Origin of the sequence: Pseudomonas sp. A014 (assembly GCF_052378495.1) — a bacterium.
GTDB classification, from domain to species: domain Bacteria; phylum Pseudomonadota; class Gammaproteobacteria; order Pseudomonadales; family Pseudomonadaceae; genus Aquipseudomonas; species Aquipseudomonas machongensis.
Map to the genome: position 1 here is coordinate 1,197,557 of NZ_CP199001.1, position 16,082 is coordinate 1,213,638.

At 64.1% G+C, this 16,082-nt stretch carries 15 protein-coding genes and 1 pseudogene; 10 read left to right on the plus strand and 6 right to left on the minus strand.

The window, feature by feature from the left end; all coding sequences use genetic code 11:
* From gspH to ACTYOL_RS05745, 6 genes are read left to right on the plus strand one after another with little or no spacing between them, the layout of a single operon-like run.
* Positions 1-438 carry a type II secretion system minor pseudopilin GspH gene (gene gspH / locus ACTYOL_RS05720; protein ID WP_200603164.1) on the plus strand — a complete coding sequence of 146 codons (438 nt, stop codon included), beginning with the start codon at positions 1-3 and terminating at the stop codon, positions 436-438.
* A complete protein-coding gene (locus ACTYOL_RS05725; RefSeq protein ID WP_054894686.1) occupies positions 435-803 on the plus strand; it encodes a type II secretion system protein in 369 nt (122 codons plus the stop codon). Before gspH ends, ACTYOL_RS05725 begins: the two co-directional genes overlap by 4 nt.
* Positions 800-1,390, plus strand: a complete 591-nt coding sequence (locus tag ACTYOL_RS05730) for a type II secretion system protein (RefSeq protein ID WP_444757653.1) — start codon at positions 800-802, stop codon at positions 1,388-1,390. Before ACTYOL_RS05725 ends, ACTYOL_RS05730 begins: the two co-directional genes overlap by 4 nt.
* Positions 1,387-2,460 carry a type II secretion system protein GspL gene (locus ACTYOL_RS05735; protein ID WP_200603165.1) on the plus strand — a complete coding sequence of 358 codons (1,074 nt, stop codon included), beginning with the start codon at positions 1,387-1,389 and terminating at the stop codon, positions 2,458-2,460. Before ACTYOL_RS05730 ends, ACTYOL_RS05735 begins: the two co-directional genes overlap by 4 nt.
* The gene (gspM, locus tag ACTYOL_RS05740) at positions 2,457-2,843 is read left to right on the plus strand and encodes a type II secretion system protein GspM (RefSeq protein WP_153772621.1); all 387 of its coding nucleotides are present in this window, start codon (positions 2,457-2,459) and stop codon (positions 2,841-2,843) included. Before ACTYOL_RS05735 ends, gspM begins: the two co-directional genes overlap by 4 nt.
* Positions 2,840-3,484 (plus strand): hypothetical protein, encoded by a 645-nt coding sequence (locus tag ACTYOL_RS05745; RefSeq protein WP_444757654.1) that lies wholly within the window; start codon positions 2,840-2,842, stop codon positions 3,482-3,484. The genes gspM and ACTYOL_RS05745 overlap by 4 nt, the downstream gene beginning before the upstream one ends.
* 357 nt (positions 3,485-3,841) lie before the next feature.
* On the opposite strand, the gene ACTYOL_RS05750 is transcribed toward ACTYOL_RS05745, so the two are convergent.
* A complete protein-coding gene (locus ACTYOL_RS05750) occupies positions 3,842-4,111 on the minus strand; it encodes a DUF3077 domain-containing protein (RefSeq protein WP_200603167.1) in 270 nt (89 codons plus the stop codon).
* 23 nt (positions 4,112-4,134) lie between these two features.
* Positions 4,135-4,377 carry a hypothetical protein gene (locus ACTYOL_RS05755; RefSeq protein ID WP_054894680.1) on the minus strand — a complete coding sequence of 81 codons (243 nt, stop codon included), beginning with the start codon at positions 4,375-4,377 and terminating at the stop codon, positions 4,135-4,137.
* A gap of 451 nt (positions 4,378-4,828) precedes the next feature.
* On the opposite strand from ACTYOL_RS05755, the gene ACTYOL_RS05760 reads away from it, so the two are divergent.
* Positions 4,829-6,409, plus strand: a complete 1,581-nt coding sequence (locus ACTYOL_RS05760; protein ID WP_444757655.1) for a hypothetical protein — start codon at positions 4,829-4,831, stop codon at positions 6,407-6,409.
* Between the two features lie 136 nt (positions 6,410-6,545).
* Here the strand turns inward: ACTYOL_RS05760 and ACTYOL_RS05765 are convergent, their stop codons facing one another.
* From ACTYOL_RS05765 to ACTYOL_RS05780, 4 genes and pseudogenes are all read right to left on the minus strand, one after another.
* Positions 6,546-11,090: a hemagglutinin repeat-containing protein gene (locus tag ACTYOL_RS05765; RefSeq protein WP_444757656.1), complete on the minus strand. Its 4,545-nt coding sequence runs from the start codon at positions 11,088-11,090 to the stop codon at positions 6,546-6,548.
* 27 nt (positions 11,091-11,117) lie between these two features.
* Positions 11,118-12,779: a ShlB/FhaC/HecB family hemolysin secretion/activation protein gene (locus ACTYOL_RS05770; protein ID WP_444757657.1), complete on the minus strand. Its 1,662-nt coding sequence runs from the start codon at positions 12,777-12,779 to the stop codon at positions 11,118-11,120.
* Between the two features lie 237 nt (positions 12,780-13,016).
* Positions 13,017-13,436 (minus strand): annotated as a pseudogene (locus ACTYOL_RS05775) (L,D-transpeptidase family protein); the annotation flags it as partial.
* Between the two features lie 172 nt (positions 13,437-13,608).
* Complete coding sequence (locus tag ACTYOL_RS05780; RefSeq protein ID WP_063543294.1) at positions 13,609-14,160, minus strand: NUDIX hydrolase; 552 nt, start codon at positions 14,158-14,160, stop codon at positions 13,609-13,611.
* 125 nt (positions 14,161-14,285) lie between these two features.
* Between ACTYOL_RS05780 and ACTYOL_RS05785 the strand changes: the two genes are divergently transcribed.
* Genes ACTYOL_RS05785 through ACTYOL_RS05795 form a run of 3 tightly spaced genes read left to right on the plus strand, consistent with a single transcriptional unit; the run spans position 14,286 to position 15,635 of the window.
* Positions 14,286-14,885, plus strand: coding sequence for a CoA pyrophosphatase (locus ACTYOL_RS05785; RefSeq protein ID WP_054894676.1), 600 nt, complete (start codon positions 14,286-14,288; stop codon positions 14,883-14,885).
* Positions 14,886-14,929: 44 nt separating this feature from the next.
* Entirely contained in the window at positions 14,930-15,454 is a 525-nt protein-coding gene (locus ACTYOL_RS05790; RefSeq protein WP_153773959.1) for a gamma carbonic anhydrase family protein, read from the plus strand.
* A complete protein-coding gene (locus ACTYOL_RS05795; RefSeq protein WP_197892266.1) occupies positions 15,444-15,635 on the plus strand; it encodes a DUF1289 domain-containing protein in 192 nt (63 codons plus the stop codon). Before ACTYOL_RS05790 ends, ACTYOL_RS05795 begins: the two co-directional genes overlap by 11 nt.
* Positions 15,636-16,082 lie beyond the last annotated feature (447 nt).

Sequence of the window (16,082 nt, forward strand, 5' to 3'; positions counted from 1 at the left end):
TTGCCCTCCCAGCGCGGCTTCAGCCTGCTCGAACTGCTGGTGGTGCTGGCCATCGCCGGGCTGATGACCGGCTTGAGCGTGGCCTGGCTCGACAACGGACGTACGCGGGTGGACCAGGCCATGCAGCGGCTGCTTGCCGCGACCCGCGAGCAGTCTGCCGTGGCGCGCCACACCGGCCAGTTGCGTGGCCTGCGCTGGAACGGCAAGCGTCCTGAGTTCGTTCGCCATGACGGCACCGGCTGGGTGGTGGAACCGGTCACGCTGGGTGACTGGCCGCAGGACCTGCGCCCAGACTGGCAAGGCGCAGCAGCGCCGCAACTGGTGTTCACCCCCGAAGGCTGGGCAAGGCCCGGCAAGGTGAACTGGCGCAGTGCCGACGGTGGCCAGCGCTGGAGCTGGGGCCGCGAAGGGCGGCTGCAAGTCGCGGTGCTGCCATGAAGCGTCGTCAGCGTGGTTTCACCTTGCTCGAAGTCAGTGTGGCGCTCGGTATCGCCGCGGTGCTGGCGGTGATCACCAGCCAGGTACTGCGCCAGCGCCTGGCGGTGCAGGACGGCGTACAACAGCACCGCCTTGGCGCCCTGTGCGCACGCGAGCTGCAGGCACGATTTGCCGTCGAGCAGTATTGGCCGGGCAGCAATCGCACTGCCGGGGAGCTGCAGCAGGGTGGGCAGGTGTGCCATTGGGACCTGCAACTGCGCAACACCGGCGTGCGCGATCTGCGCCGTGGCGAGCTGCGCCTGTTCGCCGACCGCGATCAGCGCGTGCCGCTGGGCTTGTACACCCTGTTTCTGGAGCGCCCATGAAGCGTCGCCAGGCGGGGCTGACCCTGATCGAGTTGATGGTCGCGCTGGCGCTCACCGCCGTGCTGGGCATCCTGCTGGCGGCCTTGGTGCATGGCTGGCTCACGGTGCGCGAGCGTCTCGCCGACCAGCAGAACGAGCCCGGCGTGTTGGAGTTCTGCCTGGCGCTGGAGCGCCGGTTCGACAGCCCGGTACTGCGCCAGGTGTACGAGCAGCGCCTGCCGCTGGCCACGCGCTGGCTCGATTGGCAGGCGCAAAACCAGCAGTTGCTGTGGGTCGCTGCTGCGGCCTGGCCCCAGGCCGAAGGGGGTTCGCGCTTGCAGCGTCAGCGCCTGCGTTTCGAGCCCAGGGAGCAGCGCGTGCTGCTGGAAACCTCCGCCGATCTCTACGCCGCCGACAAGCCGCGCTGGGTGGTCCGCGAGCGCCTGGAGCGGGTCAGCGAGATGAGCATCCTGTATTTCCAGAGCGGCAGTTGGCTGGCCTGGCCTTCCGATCAACCGGCGCACCCTGGTCGTGGCGTGCGCCTGCATCTGCAGCGTGACGGAGCACCTTATGTCTGCACATTCGTCCTGCCCTGGGGGCGCTCATGAAGTTTGAATGGCGACGGCGCTCGCCAGCGCGGCCCTGGTTGCTGTTGCGTCCGCTGGCTGACGGCGGTTGGCACTGGTGCCTGCTGGACAGCGGCGTGCTGCGTGACGAAGGGCAGGGCCGCCCGCCGCAGAACCTGAGCGCCAGGGTTGCCGTGGTGATGCCGGGCGAGGCGTGCAGCCTTTTCCAGTTGCCTGCCCCGCCCGGGCTCAAGCGGGAGGAATGGCCGCTGCTACTGGAAGATCGTCTGCTGCAAGGCAGCGATGAAGTTCACTGCGCATGCATCGGCCGTGCGGCAGGGCAACTGCGGTTGGTGGTGGTGGCGCGTGAGCGGCTCGACGGCTGGTTGGCCCAGTGCGTGGAATGGGGCCTGGAGGTGGAGCGTTGCTGGGCGCAGTTCCAGCTCTTGCCGGTGCTCGACCGCGGTTGTGGATGGCAATGGCGGCAGGAGCAATCGAGCCTGTATGCGCGGATCGACGAGGATGGCGCAGAGCACTGGCTGGCCTGGCCAGAGGTGTTGGGCCCTGCACCTGCGCCGTGGGATAACCAGGTGCTTGAGCAGGTCGATGGACGCTGGCCTCAGCGAATTGCCGATCTCGATACCTTGCCGACGCTACGGGAAACGCGTCGCCCGCGCCGATCATTGAAGGTCACGGGCCGGCAAAAGCGCTTGATCGCCGCTTGCCTGGTACTCGCTGCTGTCTGGGGCGGTCTGTGGAGCAGCCAGCAATGGCGTCAGGCCCAGCTGTATCGCGAGCAGGTGATGGCGGTCACCGGCCCGCAGGCTACGCCGCGCCAGGCCGCGCAGGCGCTCAAACGGCTGCGTGACACCGACGGCGAGCGGGCTTTGCGTCTGCGTCGGCTCGACGGCTTGCAGGAGCAGTTGCAGGCCTGGTTGCGCGCGCATCCGCAGTGGCGCTTGCGCGCTGTGCGCTTCGATGGGCAGCGCTGGCATCTGCAACTGGATGGCGAAGGCACGTTGGCGCCGTGGCATGAAATGGCCGCTGCAGTCGGCGCTGCGGTGCAGGTGCAGGCTCAGGGCGCGGTGTTCGATCTGGGGAGCAGTTCATGATCCGCGCATTTTCGCAGCGCCAGCGCATGCGCGTGGCCTGGGGGCTGATCGCGCTGTTGCTGATCGTCATCCTGGTGCGTGAGGTGGGTGCACGCTGGGCCGAGATGAGCCAGTGGCGCGAGCTGGCCGAAGTGGCGGCCGGCCTTGAGGGCGGGCCTGCGTTGAGCCTGGAGCACCTGCGCCAGTCCGCCCAGGCCCGGCATATCGAGCTGACGGAGATCGAGCCGCAGGATGAGGGCTGGCAGGTGCGCGGCTCGGTCGCGGACGAGCATGTGCTGCTGGCGTGGTTGCAGGCTTTGCAGAGCGAGGGCGCGCAGCCGCTGCAGTGGGGCATGGAGCAGCAGGGCAAGCGCCTGCGCTTCGACCTGCAGGTTCGGCCATGAGTGTGCGCGTGCTGTTGTGGCCGGTGCTGGTGTGCGTGGTCACGCTGCTGGTCGAGTTGCCGGCGAGCTGGCTGGTGCCAGGCCGGGCGGTCAGCGGCAGCCTCTGGCAAGGGCAGGCTGAACAGGTGGGGGATGTCGGGCCGCTGAGTTGGCAGTGGCAACCCTGGCAGCAGCAGGCGCAAATCCGCTTGGGTTATCAGGGGCAGGATTGGTTGGCGCGGCTGAGTGGTTGGCCCTGGCGCTGGCGCGCGGATGTCGAGGCGCTCGAAGCCGCGCCGAGTGTACCGCTGGCTTATCGTCTGGCGGGGCACTGGCAGGGGCGTGTTGCGGTGAAGGGTGTGTGGCAGCGGTGCGCCGGTGCCGAGGGGCGTTTGCAGGTGAACGACCTGGCGCTGGTCTCGCCGTGGTCGTTGGATCTGGGACAGGGCTGGCTCGAAATGCGTTGTCCCAGTGACTGGCGTTTGCAGGGCACGTTGCGCCTGCAAGGCCAACACCAACTCGACCTTGACGCCGACCTGCTGGCCCGACGTGCTCGGGTCGGATTCGAGGTCCAGCCTGATGCTGCGCTGACGCCCTTGCTGCGCGGCGCGCAGTGGCTGGGGCTGGAAGCGGCCAAGGGCGCGCGGCAGCTCAGGTGGTAGTTGCAGAGCTTGAGATCCCAGCTTGCCTGTTGCTTGCCGGAGCAACGGCCTTATCCAAAAATCTGAAAGCCAGCCCAGTCCCTGTGGAGTAACTGTCTTGATCAAAATCTAAAGACCAGCTCAATCCCTGTGAGGGCAACTGTCTTGATCAAAATCTAAAGACCAGCTCAATCCCTGTGGGAGTAACTGTCTTGATCAAAATCTAAAGGCCTGCCCAATCCTTGTGGGAGCGGGCTTGTCCCGCGATCACCGGCATAGCCGGTGCCATGCACCGCGGTGCTGCCATCGCGGGACCAGTCGCAGCGGCGAACCGCCGCTCCCACAACCCACTCAACTCCAGGTCCGATAAACCCGCCTTTACCGGCGCATCCCCAGCTCCGCATCGTCCATCAATGCTTTGGCCAATGCGCTCAGGTAATACGAAGCCCAGACCAGTTGCGGGTTCTCCTCCATCACCCCGCTCAAGGTCATGTCGCGCACATACCCCATCAACTCCGAAGCCTGCTCACGTGCCCGCTCGCACGGGATGCCCGGCTCGATACAGAACAGCGGCTGGGTCAGCCCCTTGCCTTGGTAGAACCGTGTTTTGCCGACGGTGGTGTTCGGTGTGGTGTCGCTTGTATCCATCCTTTCATCTCCCTGAAAACCGCTTAGTGAGCCGTCTGCGGCTCTGCCGGCATCTGAACCTGTATCAACGCCGACTCCAGCAAAATCCTCAGCGCTTCCATTTCATGGATGGCAGCCATTATCAGGAGCGAGACGGGAGACTTGGGTTGGAGGAGGACCGCTTGATGGGCCACGGTTTGTGCGCAGAGTGCGTACTCGGTGGCTTGGATGATGGTGTCTTCGAGGGAGTGGTTGTTGTGGGGTGGGTCGGGAACGATCTTTAACATCGCGTTATTCCTTGCGGGGCTACCTCCCAACTGCTGTCAAACAGAGGGTGGCAGCTGTACGTGGGTTGACAGACCGGCGGAATAAGCAAAGTTCCGGCGCACGCAAGCGTGCCCGCACGTACAGCTGCCATGGAAAGCAGCCATATGCTTAATACCGTCACAGCCTGTCAAAGCTGTGTCGTTGATGTGCAACGACGCGCCGAGACTAGAGCGCTGCCCCAGGGGCCGCAACGGAAAAAAGGCGGTAGGAGTATCTTTGGGAAATGGACTACAGGAAAGGCATCTTTTCTGATTTTTCGACCAATGCGGCGCGCATAGGACACGCCAGAGATACCCGGCATTGTCACGCTTAGAGACCAACCTCGCGGCCCCTATCATTTTTGTCAGTTTCGCCAGCGTATCCGTGGGTTCACACTCCAGGCATCCCCTTGGCATGCCCCAGGAGCCAACGATGTCTACCCCTCTTGATGTGCCCACTCTGTTGTCCACCTCTGCGCCCCTCACTTTCAAGGTAGTGCGATCTGCACAAACCGAGTACCCCGCGCCCTCGGTACTCGAGGCTGTGAACAACACCCTCGAACCCATCAATGCCCGCAACGGCGCTACGGTGCGGGTTGCATACTCAGGAATGGCTGCCAGCGATACCCTGGCGGTGGCTTGGCTTGGGAGCAATCAAGCAGGACGTTGGGAGAGCGCGCAGAAGCCTGGCAGCGTCTTTGGTAGTGTCGACTTCAGCGTACCTGCGAGCGTAGTCGCCGCGAGCCAAGGCACGGTCGTCGAGGTGCTCTATGCCGTATTACAGGCCGGCAAGGCGGCTGTGCCGTCGTTACCTCTTGCTCTGACCGTGGGTGAATTGGCGCAGGCAGATCTGCCCACGCCGGCCATTACCCAGGCCAACCCGAGCACCCGCAGGCTGGACCTGAACAGCTTCGTCGGCAACGCCTCGGCCACAGTTGCGGCATGGCCGTTGATTGCGACGGGGCAGCGGTTCTGGGTTCGGATCGACGGTACGTTGGAGAATGGTTCGACGCATCGGTTCTATGCGGCCTCGGCTCAGGCGGTAACCGAGGCCCAGGCGGGGCAAGGGCTGGATGTTGCGTTGCTGCGTACGGAGCTGGAGAAGCTCAAGCACGAGTCGGAGGTTTCAGTCACGGTATCGGTGGCGTTCGACGGGGCGAGTAACGAGGCCTCGGCAAAGGCGTTCCCGGTTGCGGCTTACACGCTCGAGAAGCTGATTGCGGTGACACCGACCATTGATTCGGTGATGGACGATAAAGGAAAAGCTGTGCCGCGAGGCGGCTCGACTGTATCGACGACGCTGACGTTGCGCGGGCAGGCGTCAGCGGGGCAGAGGGTGGAGATTCTTGATGGCGATACAGTATTGAAAACTGAAACTGTAGGGGCCACTGGGGAATGGACGAGTACGCTCACTGGGCTGGCTGTGAAGGCTTATGCCCTCAAGGCCAGAGGGCTGTATGGCGCTAATCCGGAATCTGAGGTTTGGGGGCTGACGGTACAGAATGGTGTCTGTGACGATTTCTCCCAGGCACAACTGGGGGTGTACCCTGTAACTCGGCAGAGCCGCATGACTTCTATGTTGGACTGTTATCCTCGGATGGGCAGAGGAGGAAGTAATCCCCAGGCTCAAATTGTCCAAGTGGGCAATAATCGTGAACTTCAGTGGAAATATCAATATATTAGTAACTATACCGAGTCTGATTTATCCCTAGGTCTCAACAGTTTGAACTATCCACTTGAACGCCCACTGACAATAACGCTTGAGTTTTACCTCACTCAGACGAATGCTACCCGTGTATATTTGGTCGCTGGCTATGCAATTGGAGGGGTGGGGCAATATCCGAAGGTCGAGGCATCATCGGAGGCTGGGACAATTGCAATTACTATTCCCGCGGGTGCAATGCATGTCTCATTTCAGGGACTGGCTGGTTGCATAGGTTTCTACCTGGGGGTGAATTATCTAGTGAGTAGCTCTGCGATCATTCACGTCAAGTCAGTGTGTATTTCGCAATAGCTTTTTTGAATTTTACAGAACGCTCTGTGGGGCGCCCGACTATGCACCTGTACGGTTGGGTCCGCTCCCACAGAGCATTGTTCCGCGTTTTTATCAGCGGTCAACGCGGGCTGGTCCAGCGCTTATCTTCCAGGTATCAGCGCCCGCCCTTGCTCCCGACACTCGATACCCACTCTTCACTGCGGCTATGCCCACTGGTGCGCAGCAGCCCCAGGTCCAGCGCATTTTCGCCGTCCGCCGCGCCTTTGCTCTTGGACAGTTCGGCAATGGCCGTCCCTATGTCGACCGGTGAGTTGGAAAAGTCCACCGACACATTGCGTTGATAGTCGCGGCCCGTGAGGGTTTCGCGGCTGACCGATTGGGCTTGCAGATCGACATCTCCTGCGCCGGACTGTATCCGTGCCCCGACCAGGCGTGCCTGGCCGCCAACGTTCAACTCGACGCCTTCACTGCCCTTGATCCTGGCCTGGTGGGCGACGGTGTCGCGCTGGGTGTGGGACACCTCCACTTTTACGGTCGGCGACAGCTTAGGGTCCACCTTGCTCAGCGTTGGGCCAACCTTCTCGGTGACCTTGCCCGCCGCAGGGCCGGAGAGGGCGCCGGCAGCATCGAGATAACCCTGGGGATTCTTCTCGTGGCTCAGGCGGCCATCGGCCTTGACGGTGAGGGTGTCGACGCTGTCCTTGCGGCTGGCCAGCAACAGGTCGCCACCGATGTCGCCGCGAACCTTCTGTGCATCCAGGCTTGCACCCTCGATCCGGGTGTCGCCCTGGCTCGCCAGCTCGATGCGCTCGGCGCGCAGGGTGCTGGCATTCCAGGTCTGGTTGTCGCGCTTGTCGAGGTTGACCTGCACCCGGCCGTGCAGACCACGGATATCCTTGTCCGGCGTCTCGCCGCCATTGAGCCTGAAGCCGGCACCGGCGGTGATGTCGAGATTGTCGCGTTTTTCAGTGTTGCCCGAAGCTTCGACCAGCATGCCGCCGTTGCCGGCGTGCAGCTTGATCTCGCTGGCCGAGGCGTGCAGACCCTGCACATGCAGGGCGATATCTTCACGGGCGCGGCTGCTGATCAGCAGTTTGCCTTGAGTGTTGAAGTGGGCATCGACGGCCTGGCTGGCCTGCTCGTCGAGCTTGCCGTTGGCGAAGTGGCCGCCGAGGGCGCCGCCCTTGCCGGTGCCGAGCTTGGCAGCGACTTCCAGACCGCCACCCAGGTTGCGCCCCGTGGCCTGTTGGCTGTCGTGGCCCGCCTTGACCTGCAGCAGGCCGGCGCTGTCCAGTTCGATACTGGCAACAGGCGCTTCACGGCTGCCGATGCGGGTGCCTTCGAGGATGAGGTCGCCGCCGCTGGCGAGCACGACCTTGCCCTTGGCGTCGATCTGCGCCACTTGAGCCTTGCTTTGCTGTTTCTGGCGCTCGGCTTGGTCGAGATAGCCGCGGGTTTCGATGCCAGTGCTGCCGGGGCGGTTGCCGACCTTGGCCCAGGCGTTGCCGTCGGTCTGGCGTGTGTGCTCGTTGTGTTGGTCGTTGGCCTGAGTCAGCAGCAGCTTGCCGTTGCTGGTGATGCTGAGGTCGCCGTTGCCGGCGTTGAGGTGGCTGCCTTCGTACAGGCCGTCGGCGCCCAACTGGACCTGGATGCCCGTTTGCCCATAAAGGCTGCCGACGCGCGCAGTGCGTACGTCTTGCACGCTGCTCGACGAGCCGCCCTTGCCGCTGGCCCGTACATTGAGGTCCTGGCCGGTACTGGTGTCGACCCTGGCATCGCCACCAAAGGCCAGTTGCTCGACGCCATGGGATTGCTCGTCGACTGCCGCGCGCTGGTGATGCTGGTTAGCGCTGATCGCCAGCAGCCCTTGATTGGCACGCCAGGCGGTGCCCTGGTCGTCGATACGCTCGGCCTGGACCTTGACACTGGCACCCGACAACTCGCTGACCTGGGCGATCCCGCGGCGCTGGTTCTCCAGGCGTTTGAGATGCTCCACGGTCATGTCACCGCCGACGCTGGGCGCGACCATCGCGTCCTCGGGCGATGCCTGCTGGAAGCGCGCAGCTTCCTCGCCAAGTACCAGGCGCTCGATCGGTCGGGTCAGGTCGCGGTACTCGAGGCTGGCACCGAGGGTGCCGCGCCAGTTGTCGTTGCGCTGAGTGCGTTCGTGCACATCCTGTACGGCACGATTTTCGATCTCGTTGGCCTCGACCACCAGGGCCTTGCCGGCTTCGACGCGGGCGGCCTCGGTAACCAGCTTTGCTGTGCCGATCTTCACATCGCCTCCTGCCTGCAATTCGCTGCGTTGTATCTTGCTGTCGCGCTCACGCACGTTCTCCTTCCGATGATGCCCTTCGAAGTGGCTGCCGATCCGGTCGATGCCGCCGGTCACGGCCAGGCTGCCGCCGCTGTGGGTGGTCTGGGTGTCTGTCTGCTGGTCGTTGCGGGTGGCGCCAAGCGTTATCTGTTGCCCTTGCAGGTTGAGGTCGCCGGTATCGGCCTTGACCTTCGAGCCGTTGACCTGCAAGTGCGCGTCACTGTGCAGCTCGACCGTCGCGCCCTTGAGTTCGCTGGCGACCTGCTCGGTGGCGCGTTGCTCGCTGTGCCGGTTGACCACTGCGTAGCCGACCCCGGCTTCATACTGGCGTGAACCGGGCTTGTCGCCGTTGGCCTCGGTGGTCTGGCGGGCGTGGGCGGTGAGGGTGCGCTGCTGTTCGTCGGTCTTGCTGTCGCTGCGCGCTTGAGCGCTTTCGACGATCAGATCGCCCTTGGCCTCGATCTTGAGCTGCTTGCCAGCCTCGACTTTGGCACCTTCAATGCGCAGTTCCTCGGCACTGGCCAGGCGCAGGTCGCTTTTCGAGCTGACGTCGCTTGCCAGCACTTTTTCCTGCTGGCTGCTGTGGCTGCGGTCGTGGCCGATCAGGCCGAACAGCTTGCTGTCGCTCTGTTTTTCGGTGGTGCTGGAGCGGTTGTGGTCGGCTTCGATCGCCAGGTTGCCGTTGTTGCTGTAGAGCACCGATTCACCTTCGCTGGCGATGGTGCTGCCCTTGACCCTGACCTGCCCGGCGGTGACGTTCAGGTTGGCGCCCGAGGTGATGGTGCTGCCGGCGACCTGCCGCGCGGTGTCGTCCTTGCCCTGGCGGTCGCCGAAGAAGCTGCCGGACACCAGGTCGCCGCGGTAGTCGCGTTGCGTGCCGCGCTTGTCCAGGGCCGTGGTGGTGATCTCGACCTGCTGAGCGGCCAGGGTCATATCGCCCTCGCTGTGCAGGTGGCTGCCTTGCACCTTGAGCGTGCCACCGGCCTTGGCGGTCAGCTCGGCGCCTCGCAGATCGCTGGCTTTGGCGGTTTCCTGATAGTGGTCACTGTCGCTGTCACCCCGCCACAGATGCTTGCGATGGCGAACCTGCTCCTCGACACGCCCGCTCTCCTTGCCTGCTTCGATGTTCAGGTTGGCCGCGCTGTCGAGGGCGAGTGCGCCACCGGCTTGCAGGCTGGCCGCTTGCAGTTGCATGTCGCCGCCGGACTTGAGCGCCAGGCGGTCATCGGCTTTCAGTTGCGTGCCCTGCAGTGCGTGCTGGGTTGTGGTGGTGTTGCTTTCATAGGTTTCGGTGGTGACGAACAACCATTTTTTGTCCCAGGCCTTGCGCTCACGCTCGATGTTCTCCTGGGCTGCGGTGTCCAGCGTGAGTTTCTGCCCTGCATTGACGTCGATCGATTTGCCCTGGCCCGTGACGGCCTGCAGCCTCAGGTCGCCGCTGGCATTGAGGTTGAGGTCACTTTGGCTGCTGCGCAGTACGGCGCCATGCGGGCCGTTGTCACCGATATGCAGGCTGCCGGCGGACTGGATGTCGATGCCGTCGCGACCGTGCATGGCAATCGCCCCGACCCGCACGCCAGCGCCCTCGGCAGTGCTGACCACGCGGATGCGGCCGGCGTGCATGGCGCCGAACAGGCTGGCGTCGATGCTTGCCGGGGTGCCTGGCAGGTGCTCGACGACCTGGCCATTGGTGGCGTCGATGCGGTTGCGCCCGGCAGTCAATTGCAGGTCGTCGCGGGCGTTGAGCGTACCTTTGCTATCGATGCGCGGAGCAATCAGTTCGAGTGCGCCGCCGTCGTTGCTCTGGCCCCCGCCGAGCACGTTCAGCGCGCCGCTGGCGCTCATCGAGTCAAGCAGGCGCACGCGACCGTCCTCGAGCTGGACATCACCGACCAGAAAACCTGCGCGGGTGGTGTTGATGAAGCTGCCGCCATTGAGGGTGATGCCGTTGCTGTTGGCGAGGATGTAGTCGGCGGGGCGGCCGAAGATTTCCTGGGGGCCTTCGATCAGCGAGGCGTTGCGGCTGACCACTTCGTTGAGGATGGTCGAGGCGGCCTGGCCCTGGAACTGGGGGTTGGCGGCCAGGGCGCCAGCCAGTTGCGACTGGCCCGATTGCAGGGCGTTGTTGAGCACCGCACCCGCCTGGCCGACGTTGTAGTCGAGAAACTGGTTGTGCGACAGGCCGCTGGCGTTGGGGGCGACGATCTCGATTACCGGTACGCCATGGGCGTTGTTGATCAGTGGTGTTCCCGCCGGGCCGGGCGTCGGTTGCAGCCCGCCCTGGGCGAGCAGGGTCGGGGATGTGGCCATCAGCGTCAGGAAGATGCTCCAGCGCAAGGCATTGGGCGACGTCGGGACATGCAGTTTTTTGGTGTCGTTCACGGGCTTGTCTCTCTTGTTGTGGGTGAATCAGATACTCAGGTTCCATTCGAGCACCCAGACACCGGGCTCCAGGCTGCCGCGCGGCAGGTCGCTGGAGCTCAGCGCGCGCTGGTAGTCCAGGCGCAGGCGCTGGCTCGGGGTGCTCAGCATCACGCCCAGGGTGGCGCCGACCATCCGCTGCGGGCTGCTGCCGTGGTCGAAACGGGTCCAGCCCAGGTCCAGGCCGAGGTGCGGGCGGATTTCCAGGGGGAGGGCGACGGACAGGGGGCGGCTCAGCGTGTTGCGCCACACGGCGCCGCTCGCGCCGGAGACGCTGTGCTGGCGAAAACCGCGCACGGCCAGGTCGTCGGAGAGGGCAAGCTGTTCGATGGCGGGCAGGCGGTCGGGGCTGTACTGCAAGTTCAGCTCGCTCTGCCAGCGCCACTTGCCCTGGTTCAGGTACAGAAGCGTGGCGCGGTACTTGCGAAACCCGGGCTCGGCGCTCTTGCGTCCAAGCGGCTCGCGGTCGGCACCCAGCCAGTCGACGCCCTGGGCGATGCCGAGGTACGCGTTCCACAGGCCGGCTTCGAGCCAGAACAGGTTGATGCCGGCTTCCAGGGTGGTCAGCACCGGGCTTTGCTGGGCGACCTTGAGCGGGCCGAACCAGGTGGCCACGCGCTTGTGATCCAGACGCAGGCTGGCGTTGAGCATGCCTTGTTGATTGCGCCAGAGCATGCGCTCGACGCTCAGGCCTTGCAGGCTGCTGTTGCCGTGGCTGCCGAGCTGGCTGCCGGGCAGCGGCGCGCGGTATTGCAGTTGGCTCGCGTTGAGGGCGAAGGTCCAGGGACCATAGGGGAGGCTGTAGTAGAGGCTGGCGCCCTGGCTGCGACCTGGCGCGTCGAATACCGTCGATAGCAGCGAAACGCGCAGGTCGTCGTTCAGGCTCAAGGGGCTGTCCAGGCCCAGCGTCAGGCTCAGCCGGTGGCGGCCGGTGAGTGCACTGCCGCGATTGTCCAGACGGCTGTCCAGGTGCCAGCGCGAGCTGACGTGGCGTGGTTCGATCTGGATGTGGGTGCCGCCAGGCAGGTCGCCGGGTCGCACGTTGGCGCCAAGATCATAGGCTCTGAGGCGATTCAACTGGTCCAGCCCTTGTTCCAGGTCAGGCAGGTGCAAGGGCTGGCCGAGCATGCCGGGGAAGGCGCTGGCCAGTGACAGCGGCAGCGCGTTGTCGAGTGCGATGCTTTCGACGAATCCTTCGATAATCACGATATCGAGGGGCATGCCAGCACCTGGTTGGCGCGCCAGGTAAGGGCGGCTTGCGGGATATCCGGCTTGGACGTAGCGTTCAGTGATGGCCAGCAGCAGGCGGTTGATGTCCGCCGGCCCCATGCAACCGTGCAGCAGGGGCCGCAGGCTCTGTTCGAGGGCGGTGTTGGTGACGCGCCTGTTACCGCTCAGGCGCAGGCCGCTGACCGGCCAACATTGCTCTGCAGGCGCTGCCGATGGCGCCTGGCGCTCCAGTGTTTGCGGGGCAGAGCGGCGCTGCCATTGCTCCAGTCGCTGCTGTTGCTGCAGGTGCTGAAGCTCGCGTTGCTGGTCGCGCAGTTGCTCGCTGGCGGGATCGGCTGCAAGGGCAACCGAGCTGGTCAGCAGCGCGAGCAATGCATGGGTGATAGAGCGACAAATAGCCGGAAACGGGGTGTTCGCCATGGAAGAATTCCGCAGAGGTCGTACGGTTCGCGTACTCGTTTGCGTGGATTCTAAAAATTCGAACAGTCGTTTGGATGCGGTACGTTGCCTGCTTGGGTATCAGGCAAATAACGTTTTTGAGTCGGGATATTCTGAGGATTTGCTGTAGATGTAGGACGCCGCCCCGTCAGGCTACGCCGCCTTCCTCAGGTGGGCGCCCTGCAGCGCAGCAGTGGAAGGTGCAGGGAGCCCGCAGGCTCAGGGGCGAATCTCGATCATGGTGCCGTCCTTGACCATGCTCCACACTTCACGCATGTCGTCGTTGCGCATGGCGATGCAGCCTTCGGTCCAGTCGAGGGTGTGGAAATACCACTCCGGGTATTCTTCGTTGATCGGTGTGCCGTGGATCATGATCATGCTGCCGGCATTGACCCCTTCGCGGCGCGCCTTGGCGGCGTCGCTGATGTTCGGGTAGGAGATGTGCATGGCCAGGTTGTAGCGGTCGCTGACCTTGCGCCAGTCGAGCCAGTAGAAGCCTTCAGGGGTGCGCTTGTCGCCTTCGCGCTCCTTGGCGCCCTTGGGTTGCTTGCCCAGGGAGATGCGGTAGGTCTTGAATGGCTCGCCGCGGCTGATCAGTTGCAGGCGCCGCTCTGACTTGAGCACCAGCACCTTGTCGATCTGCGGCTGGCTGCTGCTTTGCGCAGGCCTGGCCTGGGGCTGCGTGCCCTGCGACGTGGTCGCGGGCAGGGGCTTGCGAATGATGGTCTCGGTGAACGCCGCCTGGGACACCGATGCAACGCACAAGCAGAAGAGGGCAAGCAACCAGCGCATGAAACGTATCCTGAAGTAGCTAGGTGGACGACGAAACGTTCATCGGCGGCAGGTATTCATGGCCTATGGGGTACTGCTGCCCGATGCGGTCGCGATAATAGCATTCTAGTGTCCGCGTGACGGTGCGGAAAGCCAGTTCGTTCCAGGGTATTTCATGCTCCTCGAACAAGCGCACCTCCAGGCTCTCGACACCCACGTCGAAGTCCAGGTCGGCCAGTTCTGCGCGGAAGAACACATGCACCTGGTTGATGTGCGGCAGGTCGAACAACTGGTAGAGGGTGGTCGGGCCGACGCGGGCGCAGGCTTCCTCGACGGTCTCGCGGCGCGCGGCCTGGTCGAGGGTTTCGCCGTTCTCCATGAAACCAGCCGGCAGCGTCCAGAAGCCGCGGCGCGGCTCGATGGCGCGGCGGCACAGCAACACCTGGCTGCCCCAGACGGGCAAGACGCCTGCGACGATGTTGGGGTTCTGGTAGTGGATGGTCTGGCAGGAGGGGCAGACGTACCGCAGGCGGCTGTCGCCCTCGGGAATCTGCTGAATGACCGGTTGGCCGCACGCGCTGCAGAATTTCATGCTTTTATTCCTGTGTGAGCCGCTATCTTGGCGCGGCCGGCGGGGTTGCCGCAAGCCGTCGGGGCTTGGGTGCCTCGCGGCTTTGGTGCATCATGCAAGGCAGGCCTTGGAATCGAGAGTGCGTAATGCTGGACGAGCTTCTTCGCCGAATGAGCAACCATACCCCCGCGTCACTGGAGGCGGATCGCCGTTTTCCCGAGGCGGCGGTGCTGCTGCCCATTACCCGTAGCGAAGAGCCCGAGCTGGTGCTCACCTTGCGTGCCAAGGGGCTTTCCACCCATGGTGGCGAGGTGGCCTTTCCGGGAGGGCGCCGCGATCCGGAAGACCCGGACCTGGTGTTCACCGCCCTGCGCGAAGCCGAGGAGGAAATCGGCCTGCCGCCGGGGTTGGTCGAGGTGATCGGCCCGCTGAGCCCGCTGATTTCGTTGCACGGACTGAAGGTTACGCCGTTCGTCGGGTTGATTCCGGATTACGTCGAGTACCAGCCCAACGATGCCGAAATCGCAGCGGTGTTCAACGTCCCGCTGTCGTTCTTTCGCCAGGACCCACGCGACCACACCCATCGCATCGACTACCAGGGGCGCAGCTGGTACGTGCCCAGCTACCGTTATGGCGACTACAAGATCTGGGGGCTGTCGGCGATCATGATCGTCGAGTTGGTCAACGTGCTGTTCGATGCCGGTATCAGCCTGCACCAGCCGCCAGAGCGCTTTATCCAGAACTGAGCGGGGCTCACCCGCCGACCGCGTCCAACCGTGAGGAACATGACATGAAATACCGCCTGGGCGACCTGCGGGTCGAAGCCCATCCCAGCAGTTGGGCCGCGCCCACTGCCACCTTGATCGGCAAGGTGCGCCTGCAGGCCCGGGCCAGTGTGTGGTTCGGCGCCGTGCTGCGCGGCGACAACGAGCTGATCGACATCGGCGAGGACAGCAATGTCCAGGACGGTACGGTGATGCACACCGACATGGGTTCGCCGCTGACCTTGGGCAAGGGCGTGACCATCGGTCACAATGCCATGCTGCATGGCTGCAGCGTCGGCGACTACAGCCTGGTCGGCATCAATGCGGTCATCCTCAACGGCGCGCGGATCGGCAAGCACTGCATCATCGGCGCCAATGCGCTGATCCCCGAGGGCAAGGAGATTCCCGACGGTTCGCTGGTGATGGGCTCGCCAGGCAAGGTGGTGCGCGAGCTGACCGAGCAGCAGATGCGCATGCTCGAAGCCAGCGCCGCGCACTATGTGCACAACGCCGAGCGCTATGCGCGGGAGCTGGTGGTCGATGAAGACTGACGAGCGGCCGGTCGCTTCGCCGTGCGTTAACGTCTGTGCGCTGGATGAGCAGGACATCTGCATCGGTTGCCAGCGTACGGTGCAGGAGATCACCCAGTGGGCGCGGATGGACAATGACGAGCGCCGGGCGGTGATCAAGCTTTGCCACGAAAGGGCACTAGAGGCTGGCCTCATCCTCTAGTCTGATGCAGAACCCTGTGGTAGCGGGCATGCCCGCGAACACCGGCACAGCCGGTGCCATCCACCGCGTTGGATTCTTCGCGGGTGAACCTGCTCCCACAGGGATCACGCCGCCCTTGAAGCTGATGTTGTACCTGTGGGAGCGGGCATGCCCGCGAACACCGGCACAGCCGGTGCCATCCACCGCGTTGGATTCTTCGCGGGTGAACCCGCTCCCACAGGGATCACGCCGCCCTTGAAGCTGATGTTGTACCTGTGGGAGCGGGCATGCCCGCGAACACCGGCACAGCCGGTGCCATCCACCGCGTTGGATTCTTCGCGGGTGAACCCGCTCCCACAGGGATCACGCCGCCCTTGAAGCTGATGTTGTACCTGTGGGAGCGGGCATGTCCGCGAACACCGGCACAGCCGGTGCCATCCACCGCGTTGGATTCTTCGCGGGTGAACC

Excerpts from the sequence above, each read along its gene's own strand:
- ACTYOL_RS05725 (WP_054894686.1), top strand. The coding sequence starts at position 435 with ATGAAGCGTCGTCAGCGTGGTTTCACCTTGCTCGAAGTCAGTGTGGCG.
- ACTYOL_RS05730 (WP_444757653.1), top strand. The coding sequence starts at position 800 with ATGAAGCGTCGCCAGGCGGGGCTGACCCTGATCGAGTTGATGGTCGCG.
- ACTYOL_RS05735 (WP_200603165.1), top strand. The coding sequence starts at position 1,387 with ATGAAGTTTGAATGGCGACGGCGCTCGCCAGCGCGGCCCTGGTTGCTG.
- gspM (WP_153772621.1), top strand. The coding sequence starts at position 2,457 with ATGATCCGCGCATTTTCGCAGCGCCAGCGCATGCGCGTGGCCTGGGGG.
- ACTYOL_RS05745 (WP_444757654.1), top strand. The coding sequence starts at position 2,840 with ATGAGTGTGCGCGTGCTGTTGTGGCCGGTGCTGGTGTGCGTGGTCACG.
- ACTYOL_RS05750 (WP_200603167.1), bottom strand. The coding sequence starts at position 4,111 with ATGGATACAAGCGACACCACACCGAACACCACCGTCGGCAAAACACGG.
- ACTYOL_RS05755 (WP_054894680.1), bottom strand. The coding sequence starts at position 4,377 with ATGTTAAAGATCGTTCCCGACCCACCCCACAACAACCACTCCCTCGAA.
- ACTYOL_RS05760 (WP_444757655.1), top strand. The coding sequence starts at position 4,829 with ATGTCTACCCCTCTTGATGTGCCCACTCTGTTGTCCACCTCTGCGCCC.
- ACTYOL_RS05770 (WP_444757657.1), bottom strand. The coding sequence starts at position 12,779 with ATGGCGAACACCCCGTTTCCGGCTATTTGTCGCTCTATCACCCATGCA.
- ACTYOL_RS05780 (WP_063543294.1), bottom strand. The coding sequence starts at position 14,160 with ATGAAATTCTGCAGCGCGTGCGGCCAACCGGTCATTCAGCAGATTCCC.
- ACTYOL_RS05785 (WP_054894676.1), top strand. The coding sequence starts at position 14,286 with ATGCTGGACGAGCTTCTTCGCCGAATGAGCAACCATACCCCCGCGTCA.
- ACTYOL_RS05790 (WP_153773959.1), top strand. The coding sequence starts at position 14,930 with ATGAAATACCGCCTGGGCGACCTGCGGGTCGAAGCCCATCCCAGCAGT.
- ACTYOL_RS05795 (WP_197892266.1), top strand. The coding sequence starts at position 15,444 with ATGAAGACTGACGAGCGGCCGGTCGCTTCGCCGTGCGTTAACGTCTGT.